The sequence below is a fragment of the Rhizobium laguerreae genome, assembly GCF_019778565.1.
Classification (GTDB): domain Bacteria; phylum Pseudomonadota; class Alphaproteobacteria; order Rhizobiales; family Rhizobiaceae; genus Rhizobium; species Rhizobium laguerreae.
The window spans coordinates 1-12,453 of record NZ_JAAXQT010000022.1; the positions used below are offsets into that span (position 1 = coordinate 1).

The window sequence follows — 12,453 nt, forward strand, 5'->3', positions numbered from 1 at the left end:
CCAAAGGCGTTTACTCAGACGCGACAAATCCCTTCGGGATTTGCACATGGCGCGGGGTGGAGCAGCCCGGTAGCTCGTCAGGCTCATAACCTGAAGGCCGCAGGTTCAAATCCTGCCCCCGCAACCAGATACTTCCCAAATAGACAAAACAACAAAGCCCCGGACCGCAAAAACGGCCGGGGCTTTGCTGTTTTTGCGAAATGGCATGGCGACGCAAGATTTGACGTTGGGAACCGCTGCGGCAAACTCAGCCTCGTTCCCCAACTGTCGTAAACGCATGCCCGGTCGGTCCATGGCGTCTTTCTGGTCAGAGACACTGCAGCAAAAAAAATCCCAATGGGCGTATGATCAACTTTCAGGCACGAGTAAATAGTTGATAAAAGTATAATATTCTAATATACGTGGAGCCGGCATTTTAATATTTCCATAACAGCACGCAACGTCCCTCCAATTGGCGGACGCTGGTTATTCTACTCAGCAAGGCTATGCGATTTCATGGAGTAGATCAGAGATTTATGGGGGAATGAATAAATGCGAAAATGGGCATCTTCTTTACTGACGACTTCGCATGGAAGGGGTCGTCTTCCGTTTGCTATCTCGGGATTGCCAGCTCTCTGCGCAGTGGTGCTCTATGCCAGTGTCGCTTGCGCGCAAGCGCCGACTGAGGAGCAGCGCAATGCGATCAGGGCGGAATGCCGCTCCGATTTCATAGCGCAATGCTCAGGGGTGACGCCGGGCGGTATCGAGGCGCTCACTTGCCTGCAACAGCATAGCGCCACGCTTTCGGCTGGCTGTCGGAAGGCGGTGTCGGCGATAAGCAAACCTAAGTCGACATCCGCGGAGCCGGCTCCGGCTGCGCCAGCAACCACTGGGGCGACCAGCCCGGCACCGGCGACGGGTGTACCGGCGCATCAGCCGACCCAGGCGCAACGCAGCGCTGTCAAATCGGCCTGCCAACGCGATTTCATGGCGCAATGCTCCGGCGTCACACCGGGCGGCACTGAGGCACTCAGTTGCCTGCAGCAGCACAATGCCGCTCTATCGGCGCCGTGTCAGCAAGCCGTTGCGGCCTTGGGAGGATCAGCGGGGGGAGGATCAGCCGGATCAACCCCAGCCAGCGGCGCCGCGGCGACGGTCGCGACCACGCCCGCTCCTCGAGCCATGATGCCGGCCTTCTCGCCGCGCGAGGAACTGATGATCCTGCGTGAAACCTGCGGAGCGGATTTTCAGGCGTTGTGTCGCATGGTGCCTTTGGGCGGAGGACGGGGTATGGCTTGCCTCCGAGATAATCTGCAACGCGTGTCGCCTGCCTGTCATAGGGTGCTGACCTCGGGACTATAGCGTCTTTTCGAACATCCCGCTGTGAAGTGCCCGCCAACAACCCAGTCCCGCAAACCGCAGACGATCGCGCAAAAAGGTTGTTACAACACCCTTACTGTACCTTCGACACCTCCACCTCAGCGACGGCTGCGGTCTTCGTACGTCCTTTCCAATATTCTTCGAAGCGCTGTAGCACGACGTAGAAAGAGGGTACGAAGAGCACGGCGAGGCAGGTCGAGGCGATCATCCCGCTGAAGACCGATATGCCGATCGATTTGCGGGCGGATGCGCCGGCGCCGGTCGCCAGCACGAGCGGCAGGACGCCGAGGATAAAGGCGAAGGACGTCATCAGAATTGGCCGGAAACGCAAGCGGGCGGCCTCGACGGCCGCATCCAGTATTTCCATGCCTTCCGCCCGCCTTTCCCTAGCATATTCGACGATGAGGATGGCATTCTTCGATGCAAGCGCGATCAGCAGGATAAGGCCGATCTGCGTATAGAGGTTGTTGGCGACACCGGCTGCCATAAGCGCTGCCACCGTGCCGAGGAGAGCGAGCGGCACGGCGAGAAGGACTGCCAGCGGCAAGGTCCAGCTTTCATACTGGCCCGCGAGCACGAAATAGACGAGGAGCATGGCAAGTGCGAAGATGAAATAGATCTGCCCGCCCACGGCCTTCTCCTGATAGGACAGCGCCGTCCATTCGAAGCCTGTACCCGGCGGCAGTGTCTGATCGGCAATCTGCTCCATGACGTCGAGCGATTGGCCGGAACTGAAGCCGGCGGCAGGCCCGCCAACGATCGTTGCGGACGGGTAGAGATTGTAGAGGCTGATCAGGGAGGGGCCTTGTGTCGTGGTGACATCGACGACCGTTCCGAGCGGCACCATCGTGCCGTCACCGGCTTTGACCTTCAGATTGCGGATGTCTTCAGCGCTGACCCGGAAATCGGAAGCGGCTTGCGCATAGACTTGGAAGGTACGGCCGAATTTGTTGAACTGGGTGACATAGCTCGATCCGACATAGCCGGAGAGAGCGGAGAAGACCTGGCCCACCGTAATTCCCAGTGTCTCTGCCTTGATCCGATCGACGGAAACGGCAAGTTGCGGCACGTTCGAGCGGAAAGGGGTGCTCAGCCTCTGCAGCGACGATTGGGCACTGCCGTTCTTGACGATCGTGTCGGCAAGCGATTGCAGCAGCGGGTAGTCGGAAATGCCGTTCCTGATCTCGACCTGCATGGTAAAGCCGCTGGCATTGCCGACGCCCTGGATCGGAGGCGGCACGACCACCAGCGTCTTGGCGGCCAGCACGCTTTGCAGCGCGCCGTTCAAATGCTGGTAGATCGACAGCAGATCCTGCCCCTTTTCCTTGCCGCGCTCGTCCCAGTCCTTCAGCACGACATAGGCGACGCCGGCATTCTGCAGACTGGCATTGTTGTCGAGAACCGAGACGCCGCTGATGGTCAGTACCTGATCGACACCAGGTGTGGCTTCGGCGATCTTGCCGACCTCTTCCATCACCGCGTCTGTGCGCTCCTTCGATGCGCCGTCGGGCAGCTGCGCACTGATCAGCACATAGCCTTGATCCTCGATGGGCAGAAACGCAGTCGGCAGACGGGCGAGCCCCCAGACGGCGACACCGATCAGCGCAAGTGCTGCTATGACCATGATGCCGCTGTGGCGGGTCATCGATCCGATCAGCCCGGCATAGCTGCGTTCACCCCTGTCATAGACCCTGTTGAAGCCGCGATAGAAGATGTTGCGTTTCTCGGGCGGGACCGGCGGGCGTAGCCAAAGGGCGCATTGCGTCGGTTTCAGCGTGACGGCATTGATGGCGCTGATCAGCGCCGTGGCGGCAATGACGAGGGCGAACTGCCGATAGAGCTGCCCGGTCAAGCCGGGTAGGAAGGCGGCCGGAATGAAAACTGCCATCAGCACAAGCGTGATGCCGATGACCGGGCCGAGCAGTTCCTCCATCGCCTTTTCGGCCGCCTTTCGGCCGGACATGCCCGCCTCGATGTGTCGGGCGACACCTTCGACGATGACAATGGCATCATCGACGACGATGCCGATGGCGAGAACGATGGCAAACAGCGTCGACAGGTTGACGGTGAAGCCCAGTGCCGCCATGGCAGCGAAGGCGCCGATGATGGTGACCGGAACTGTGGTCGCCGGCACGAGCATCGCCCGCCAATCCTGCAGGAAAACGAGAATGACGATGAGAACGAGAACGCCCGCCTCGATCAAGGTGACGTAAACTTCGTCGATGGAAGCGTCGACGAATTTCGTCGTGTCGAACGGCACGTGATATTCGAGGCCCGGCGGGAAGCTCTTCGAGAGCTCCTGCATTTTCGTATTCACCGCCTGCGCCACTGCAATGGCATTCGCCTCCGGCAGCTGAAAAATGCCGATACCGGCTGCCGGCCGGCCGTTCTGCATGAAGGACTGACTGTAGGTCTGGGCGCCGAGTTCGACGCGGCCGATATCGCGAATGCGCGTAATGCGGCCGCCCTGTCCGCTTTCGACCTTGACGACGATGTTTTCGTAGTCGGCCGCCTCGTTCAATCGGCCATTGACGTTCAGCGTGTATTGGAAGACCTGCCCCTTCGGCACCGGCGGAATGCCGATCTGGCCGGCGGCAACCTCCTGGCTCTGCTGCTGCACGACGCTGACCACATCCTGCGGCGTCAGGCCGCGTGCCTGCAGTAGGTTCGGATCCATCCAGATGCGCATGGCATATTGGCCGGCACCGAAAACGGTGACGTTGCCGACACCCGGCAGGCGAGCGAGTTCATTCTGCAGATTGATGACGGCGTAGTTCGACAGGAAAAGGCTGTCATAGCGGCTATCGGGCGAGGTCAGGCTGACGAAGCCGAGGATCGCCGTCGATTTCTTTTGCGTCGTCACGCCCTGAAGCTGCACCGCTTCGGGAAGCGATGACATCGCAATGGCAACGCGATTTTGCACCAGAACCTGGGCCTGGTCCGGATCGGTTCCAATGGCAAAGGTCACGGTCAGGGAATAAGTGCCGTCGCTGGCGCTTGTCGACTGCATGTAGAGCATGTCCTGCACGCCGTTGACCTGCTGCTCGATCGGCAGCGCGACGGTGTCGACGAGGGTCTGGGCGCTGGCGCCCGGGAAGCGCGTCGTCACCTGCACCGTCGGCGGAACGACGTTCGGATATTGCGCCACAGGCAGCTGGAACAGGGCGACCGCGCCGATGAGCACGAAAACCAATGCCAGAACATTGGCGAGTATCGGTCGCTCGATGAAGAAACGCGAGATCATGCTGTTGTCCTTAGACGTTCAGATGAAGCATGGCGGCGGATTCATTGCGTGGTGGTCTTGGCCTTGGCATCGCCGGTGGCAGCTGCCGGTGGATTCATTTCGATCTTCTCGGGCGTGACCTTGCTGCCGGGGATGGCCTGCTGGATACCTTGGGTTACGACCCAGTCGGCGGGATCGAGGCCGGAGTCGATGACACGGAGCGCACCTTCGCGCTGGCCGGTCTTGACCTGCTTCTGTTCGACGACGTCGTCCTTGCCGAGAACAAGCAGGTAGCTGCCCAGCTGGTTTGTCCCGATGGCGTCATCGCGCACCAGCAGAGCCTTGTCGTTATGGCCGACCGGCACCCGAACCCGCACGAAGAGACCGGGCAGCATGGCATGGTCCTTGTTGTCGAACAGGGCGCGCACCTGAAGCGTGCCTGTGGAGGCATCGAGCTGCGGCGAGACGTAATCGAGATGTCCCTTATGCGGGTAGCCTTCCTCGGTCTGCAGGCCGAGCTCCGCCGGAATGCTTGGAAGGTCCGTCTGCTTGAAGGTGCGCCCCTGCCTTGCCAGGGTTTCCTTGATCATCAGCACCTGGGTTTCGCTGACGTTGAAATAGGCATAAAGCGGATCTGTCTGAACGATGCTGGCGAGTTTGGTGGGACCGGATACGCCGACAAGAGCGCCGATATCGACGAGGTGATCGGTGACTGTGCCGTCGAAGGGGGCAAACACCTCCGTATATCCGAGGTTGATCGTCGCGAGATCGAGATTGGCCTGGGCATTGAGGATGGACGCATTCGCCTCGTCGAGCGTCGCCTTGGCGCTGTCGACCGCGGTCTGCGTTGTGACCTGTTGCTTCGATAGATTGAGCTGCCGGTCGTATTCCTGCTGCGCGCCGACCTGAGACGCATGTTGCGAGGCGAGGGATGCCTTCGCCTGATCCAGTTGCGCCTGATAGGTGTTGCGCTCAATTCCGAAGAGCTTGGTGCCCTTCATCACCGTCATGCCGTCCTGGTAGTCGATCGATTGGACGTAGCCTTGGACGCGCGCCTCGATATCAACTGAGTTGAGCGGCGCCGTATTGCCGGTGAGTTCAAAATAGAGCGTCACCGGTTGCTGGATCGGCTGGGCGACCCGAGCCGGAGGTGGAGGAGGGGCGACGTAAGTATTGCCGCTTTCCTCACAGCCAGCGAGAATTGCCATGCCGGCGAGAACCACAGACAGGTGCAGACCCTGATACAATCTCACACGCATTGCCGCCGCCCCGATGTTTACGAGCTCTTTCAAAGGCATACAGCGTCATTTGCGCGTCTGAAAAAGACGCGCGGCGCTGTAGTCTTCATGCATGCCTCGGTGGAGACGACCCCTCTCCGAAAAGTTCCGGGCATGCGATATTATGTCGCGGCATTGCTAAAAATTGCAATAGCTGTTGGTGCGCAATTCAACTGCGAGTTCGTCTTCGATGGATGCCATGACGCGGCTACGGTTTCCCGAGCCGTTCGATGGCAGACTGTAATGGTGCGTCCGAAACGCGGATCAGCCCGAGATATGGGTTCGCCATGTCCGAAACCAGGAAGATGGCGCCGGCGACGGATAGAGCGCAGACGAGCAGAATTGACAGCACCGTCAGATTGGCCGGCGCCTGCAGCCCGAAGGTCGCAAAGAGCAGCGAGAGCCAACAGACGAGAACGGTGACAAAGGCCCATGGCAGACCCTCTTCTCCGGATTCGACCAGCAGCCAGTGGGCCTCGGCCATCATGCCGCTCACCTCAACAGCACGCGCTTGCAGAGAGTGCTGCACGGTACCCCTCGGCAACAGGGATCGAAGGACGGCCTGAACCGCCTCGATATCCTGATATTCCCCCGGCGCATTGCCGAATGTTTCGTCGGTGGTCTCGGCAGTCCAGCCGCGGCTCAGCCGTCTCTCTATGAGTTCACGCAGCAATTGACGCGCTTTGTCGGTTTCCGGCCCGTATTGCGCCATCACGCGGTCAAGCAGGAGTACCCGTGCCGCGGCCGTTCTCATCTCCACTTCGGCATTGTCATAGGACGACTTGGCGGATGCAATCAGAAGGCCGAGCGTCAGAGCCGACAGCGTTCCCACCACCGCGGTCGCCAGCCTGATGACGTCCTTGGATTCTGCATTGAGATGGTGATCCGGCAAACGGCCGCGCACCACCAATCCTATCGATGTTGCCATCGACAGAAAAACAAATACAAGCCCTCCAACCAACAGTGAGCCCAAGTCCGGCCTCCGTATCGCCACGTAAGTCCTGCAGCCACCCTGCAAGCTGTGCAATAGCTCCCGTCATCATAGCGGAAGACGGACCAAGCGCGGAACTCTTAACTTCCAGATCTTGTGCGGCCGTAATTGGGCGGATTTCATTGCTGGAAAATGAGCAGCACGTAAGCCAGGAAAAGCACCAGATGGACCGCACCTTGCATGAGATGCGTGCGGCCGCTGGCAAAGGTGATGATGCTGACGGCCAGAGTGAGCAGGAGCATCACCAGATCTCCATGTTCGAGGCCCAGCTTCACCGGGTGCCCGTAAAGACGGCTGATGACAAGCATTGCCGGCACGGTCAGCCCGATCGTTGACAGCACCGAACCAAGGAAGATGTTGACGGAACGCTGAAGATTATTGGCGATGGACGCACGCACGGCGCTGATTGCCTCAGGCGTTGCGACAAGGATGGCCATGACAACACCGCCAAATGCGGTTGGAGCATGCAGGGTTTCGATAATGTAATCGATCGGGCGGGCAAGCTGTTCAACGAGAAAGACGACGGGAGCCATATAGGCGAAAAGCAGAATGGCATGAGGCCAGACCGGCCCGCGGGGAGGGGCATGTTCACCATGATACTCGTGACGATTGCTGTCGTCGGTGAAATAGTCCCGATGGCGGCCGGCCTGAAGAAACAGAAACGTAGCGTAAAGACCGACCGATATTATACCCAGTATCAGTTGTCTCGGTGCGGATGGATGCTGTCCGTCCGGGCCTGCAAGAAATGTCGGCATCACCAGGCTCAGGGTCGCCAGCGGCACGATGACCCCGAGATAAGCGTTGGCGCCCTGCAGGTTATGCTGCTGTTCCGGTCGCCGCCATGCGCCCAGCAGCAAGGACAGGCCGACCATGCCGTTCAGGATGATCATGACGACTGCGAACAGCGTGTCGCGCGCGAGCGTGGGATTGTTCTCGCCGTGAAGCATGACGGCTGATATTGCCATCACCTCGATCGAGGTGATGGCAAGCGTCAGAATAAGCGTGCCGTAGGGCTCCTTCAGCCGCTCAGCCAAATGATCCGCGTGCCGCACGACCGACAGTGCGGAGCCGAGGACGACGGCAAACAGCCAGACGAAAATGACACTGAACCATAGCGGATCGGCAAGCCGGCCGAAGAGCTGCTCCTGGAAGGCAAGAAACGCTAAGCTCGTCACGACGCTGACGCCCAGGAACCATTCCTCGCGTATCAGGCTGCTTGGGCCGACAGCGCGCAATGCCGGACCGTCCGTCATCGAAACCACCCGCCTTCTAGCAAATGCCGCCGCAATGCGATCATCAACACCATGGTGTCCGTCCGCTGTTCTTTTGCCTGTCCCATGAGCAGGCACAGACGACGCTGCCTCAAGGCGAACCGAAGCTCAAGTCAGATCGTAAACCACTGATTAAAACTTGTAGGGCTCTGTCGTTCATCACCCACGGATCTCGACAAGGGAGCAGTCGCCGACGGTCGATCACGCCGCGCCTTGGGTTATTCGCGGCCGGTCGCCGGGATTGCCGCGCCGGTGACGACGGCTGCGGCCGGCGAAATCAGGAAGGCGATGAGGCGGGCGATCGATTGCGGCGATACCCAGCCGTCCGTCTTCGCATCAGGCATGGCCGCGCGGTTCTCAGGCGTGTCGATTGTCCCGGGCAGGATGCAGTTGGCGGTGATGCGGTCGTCGCGGCATTCGGCAGCGATCGCCTCGGTCAGCCGGATGACGGCGGCTTTCGAGGCGGCGTAAGCGGCCTGCTTGGCGCCGGCCTTCAGGCCGGGCGCGGCGGCGACATGAACGATGCGGCCGTAGCCTGCCGCCTTCATGGTCGGGAGAACCGCGGCGCTGATTGTCAGCGCAGTGCGGGCGTTTGCGGTCATCATCGTCTCCCACTGCGCGGGCGCCTCCGGCCCGACCGGTCCCATCTGGAAACCGCCGACGGTGTTGACCAATGCGCTGACGCCGCCAAAGCGCTTGACGGCCCGGGCGACGGCGGCGGCGCAGGAGGCATAATCGGTGAGATCCGTTCCCGCGATCGACAGAAACTCCGTGGAGGCAGGAAGATCGCCGGCCAAGGCTTCCAGCTCACTGCTCGAACGGTTCATGCAGACGAGTTTCGCGCCGGCGCTGGCAAGCTCGCGGACAACGGCGCTGCCGAGGTTGCCGCCGGCTCCCGTGACGATCACGGCTTTCTGGTCTTTCATGGCAATCGATCTCCTGGCGGTGCCCGCGCTCGACGGTGCGGCGCATTGTTGATCCAGGCTGCGCGGTAGTGCAAGCCCGCCGCCCAACACAGGTCAGATGTTTGCGAAACGGCCCGCGGAGCTATCTGCGGGCCGTTCGTCTTTGATCGTCTGTCGGACGTGATTTCAGTGATATTTCGCGCGTTCGCGGTCGAGGATGACAGGCGCGTCGAGGCCTGAGATCGGACGGGTGACATCGGCCGGGATGTCGCCGGTGAGCTGCAGGTCGAGATAACGGGCGCAGCAGACCCGCAGGAAGGACGTGAAGTTGCCGAGATCGTGGCCGGCATCGATCGATTCATGATGCAGCCGGGTGATCAACTGGACGACATTCATGCCGTCGCGCCGGGCAATCTCCTCGAGCTTCGCCCAAAAGAAATTCTCCAGTCTGACGCTGGTGACCATGCCGTCGATGCGCAGCGATCGGGTAGCGCTTTCCCAGAGCCGAGCATCCGCCTTGATAAACAGTTCACACATATCGTCCTCCCCCGTGCCGCCTTCTCAGGCGGCGTTGGTTTCGAGCAGGGCCGCGGCATCGAGCACGGCCATGAACTGGCGCAGCCACGACGGATGCGCCGGCCAGGCGGGCGCCGTGACCAGATTGCCGTCTGAGACTGCATCGTTGATTGATATGTCGGCATAGATGCCGCCGGCAAGCTCGATTTCCGGCCGGCAGGCGGGATAGGCCGAGCAGGTGCGGCCCTTCAGTACGCCGGCTGCGGCGAGCAGTTGCGCGCCATGGCAGATGGCGGCGACGGGTTTTCCTGCGTCGAAGAAGTGCCGGACGAATTTGAGGACGTCGGCATTGAGGCGAAGATATTCGGGCGCGCGGCCGCCGGGGATGACGAGTGCATCGTAATCTTCGGCGCGCACGCTGTCGAAGGTGGCGTTCAGCGCGAAATTATGGCCGCGTTTTTCGGAGTAGGTCTGGTCGCCTTCGAAATCGTGGATGGCGGTGGCGACGGTGTCGCCGGCCTTCTTGCCGGGGCAGACGGCATCGACCGTGTAGCCGCAGGCGAGCAGCGTCTGGAACGGCACCATCGTTTCGTAATCTTCGGTGAAGTCACCCGTGATCATCAGGATCTTTGAGGCTGGCATCGTTTCCTCCCTTTGAAACCAACTGGCGGAGATTAGCAAAGAGCTGCCGCGAGCAGGTACTATGGGAATACTACAGGCGAAATTCGCACCCGATAAGGCAACAGCATTAGACCGCCCTGACCTTCACATCAGGCACCGCGCAAGCCTCGCCGCCGCCGAAGAGGCGGGAGCGGGTGAGGAAGCGCTTCTCGCGGCCATTGTCGAGCGAGAACATGCCGCCGCGGCCGGGTACGACGTCGATGATCAGCTGCGTATGCTTCCACGCCTCGAACTGGCTGGCGCTAATATAGACTGATACGCCGCCGATCTCGCCGAGCCTGACGTCGCTGTCGCCGATCATGAATTCGTTAGCCGGATAACACATCGGCGAGGAGCCGTCGCAGCAGCCGCCGGACTGGTGGAAGAGGATATCGGGATGATCCCGCTTGATTTCTGCAATCAAATCGAGAGCTGCGTCGGTTGCGAGAACACGCGGTTCGCCGTTGACGGTGGTGGTTTCCATGGATGCCTCCTCCGAAGACACAAGGACTTCTCCCCGTGTTGGGGAGAAAGCTCAGTTTGTTGACAAACCTCGCTCTTTACTCGGCGTCATCCTCGGCCTTGTGCCGAGGATCTGCTTGATATCAACCGGCTGCAGATGCTCGGGACAAGCCGGAGCATGACGAAAGAGGGGTTGCCGACTCATCAGCAGCCTAGGCCTTCTCCCGTCGCCGGGAGAGGGCTTTTCAGCATATCACTTATGGACGGCTCTCAGAAGAAGCCGAGTGCCTTCGGGCTGTAGCTCACCAGCATGTTCTTGGTCTGCTGGTAGTGGTCGAGCATCATCTTGTGGGTTTCACGGCCGATGCCCGACTGCTTGTAGCCGCCGAAGGCGGCATGGGCCGGGTAGGCGTGGTAGCAGTTGGTCCAGACGCGGCCAGCCTGGATCTCGCGGCCGAAACGGTAGCAGCGATTGGCGTCGCGGCTCCAGACACCGGCGCCGAGGCCGTAGAGCGTGTCGTTGGCGATTTCGAGCGCTTCCTTCTCGTTCTTGAAGGTCGTGACCGAAACCACCGGTCCGAAGATTTCTTCCTGGAACACACGCATCTTGTTGTGACCCCTGAAGATCGTCGGCTTGACATAATAGCCGTTCGCCAACTCGCCGCCGAGATCGTTGCGCGAGCCGCCGGTCAACACTTCCGCGCCTTCCTGCTTGCCGATATCGAGATAGGCGAGGATCTTTTCCAGCTGCTCGGTCGAGGCCTGGGCGCCGATCATCGTCGCGCTATCGAGTGGGTTGCCCTGCTTGATCGCCTCAACGCGTTTGACCGCCTTTTCCATGAAGCGGTCGTAGATCGATTCCTGGACGAGGGCGCGGCTCGGGCAGGTGCAGACTTCGCCCTGGTTGAGGGCAAACATCGCAAACCCTTCGAGCGCCTTGTCGAGGAAATCGTCATCCTCGGCCATCACATCGGCGAAGAAGATGTTCGGCGATTTGCCGCCGAGCTCCAGCGTCACCGGAATGAGGTTCTGGCTGGCATATTGCATGATGAGCCGGCCTGTCGTCGTCTCGCCGGTGAAGGCGATCTTGGCGACGCGCGGGCTGGTCGCCAGCGGCTTGCCGGCTTCGAGGCCGAAACCGTTGACGATGTTGAGCACGCCGGGCGGCAGGAGATCGCCAACGATCTCGGCCCAGAGCAGGATCGAGGCCGGGGTCTGCTCGGCGGGCTTCAGTACGACGCAGTTGCCGGCGGCAAGCGCGGGCGCCAGCTTCCAGGTGGCCATCAGGATCGGGAAGTTCCACGGAATGATCTGGCCGACGACGCCGAGCGGCTCATGGAAGTGATAGGCGACGGTATCATGGTCGATTTCGCCGATTGAACCTTCCTGGGCGCGGATGCAGGAGGCGAAGTAGCGGAAGTGGTCGATCGCCAGCGGAATGTCGGCCGCCATGGTTTCGCGGATCGGCTTGCCATTGTCCCAGGTCTCGGCCTGGGCGAGCAATTCCAACTTGTCTTCCATGCGCTGGGCGATCTTCATGAGGATATTGGAGCGTTCTGCAACCGAGGTGCGACCCCATTTTTCCTTTGCCGCATGAGCGGCGTCGAGTGCGAGGTTGACGTCCTTTTCATTAGAGCGGGGAATGTCGCAGAGCTTGCCGCCGGTGACGGGCGTGAGGTTTTCGAAGTATTTTCCCTCGACCGGCTCGCGCCATTCGCCGCCGATATAGTTGCCGTATTTCAGCTTGAACGGCGACTCGACGATTTTCTGATGAAGCATGTCATCCTCC

Annotated in this window: 10 protein-coding genes and 1 tRNA gene; 2 read left to right on the top strand and 9 right to left on the bottom strand. The window is 60.6% G+C overall.

Going from position 1 to position 12,453, the window contains the following annotated elements; genetic code table 11:
* Nucleotides 1–50 precede the first annotated feature (50 nt).
* Nucleotides 51–127 (top strand) — tRNA-Met (locus HFO71_RS35005).
* Nucleotides 128–531: 404 nt separating this feature from the next.
* Entirely contained in the window at nucleotides 532–1,341 is an 810-nt protein-coding gene (locus HFO71_RS36140; protein WP_245007099.1) for a hypothetical protein, read from the top strand.
* Between the two features lie 91 nt (nucleotides 1,342–1,432).
* On the opposite strand, the gene HFO71_RS35010 is transcribed toward HFO71_RS36140, so the two are convergent.
* The 9 genes from HFO71_RS35010 to adh form a co-directional block, all read right to left on the bottom strand.
* Nucleotides 1,433–4,603 carry an efflux RND transporter permease subunit gene (locus HFO71_RS35010; protein ID WP_131643087.1) on the bottom strand — a complete coding sequence of 1,057 codons (3,171 nt, stop codon included), beginning with the start codon at nucleotides 4,601–4,603 and terminating at the stop codon, nucleotides 1,433–1,435.
* Between the two features lie 41 nt (nucleotides 4,604–4,644).
* Nucleotides 4,645–5,841, bottom strand: coding sequence for an efflux RND transporter periplasmic adaptor subunit (locus HFO71_RS35015; protein ID WP_221970582.1), 1,197 nt, complete (start codon nucleotides 5,839–5,841; stop codon nucleotides 4,645–4,647).
* A 226-nt stretch (nucleotides 5,842–6,067) separates the two neighbouring features.
* Entirely contained in the window at nucleotides 6,068–6,832 is a 765-nt protein-coding gene (locus HFO71_RS35020) for a bestrophin-like domain (protein WP_077976440.1), read from the bottom strand.
* Nucleotides 6,833–6,969: 137 nt separating this feature from the next.
* The gene (locus tag HFO71_RS35025) at nucleotides 6,970–8,103 is read right to left on the bottom strand and encodes a calcium:cation antiporter (protein WP_131643089.1); all 1,134 of its coding nucleotides are present in this window, start codon (nucleotides 8,101–8,103) and stop codon (nucleotides 6,970–6,972) included.
* A gap of 236 nt (nucleotides 8,104–8,339) precedes the next feature.
* Nucleotides 8,340–9,047, bottom strand: a complete 708-nt coding sequence (locus tag HFO71_RS35030; RefSeq protein ID WP_020051779.1) for an SDR family NAD(P)-dependent oxidoreductase — start codon at nucleotides 9,045–9,047, stop codon at nucleotides 8,340–8,342.
* Between the two features lie 165 nt (nucleotides 9,048–9,212).
* Complete coding sequence (locus HFO71_RS35035; RefSeq protein WP_003543205.1) at nucleotides 9,213–9,563, bottom strand: ribbon-helix-helix domain-containing protein; 351 nt, start codon at nucleotides 9,561–9,563, stop codon at nucleotides 9,213–9,215.
* Between the two features lie 24 nt (nucleotides 9,564–9,587).
* On the bottom strand, nucleotides 9,588–10,184 hold the full coding sequence (locus HFO71_RS35040; protein ID WP_131643090.1) for a DJ-1/PfpI family protein: 597 nt from the start codon (nucleotides 10,182–10,184) through the stop codon (nucleotides 9,588–9,590).
* Between the two features lie 106 nt (nucleotides 10,185–10,290).
* Nucleotides 10,291–10,686, bottom strand: a complete 396-nt coding sequence (locus HFO71_RS35045; protein ID WP_077976444.1) for a DUF779 domain-containing protein — start codon at nucleotides 10,684–10,686, stop codon at nucleotides 10,291–10,293.
* 248 nt (nucleotides 10,687–10,934) lie between these two features.
* Nucleotides 10,935–12,443, bottom strand: coding sequence for an aldehyde dehydrogenase (gene adh, locus HFO71_RS35050; protein WP_077976445.1), 1,509 nt, complete (start codon nucleotides 12,441–12,443; stop codon nucleotides 10,935–10,937).
* Between the last annotated feature and the right edge of the window lie 10 nt (nucleotides 12,444–12,453).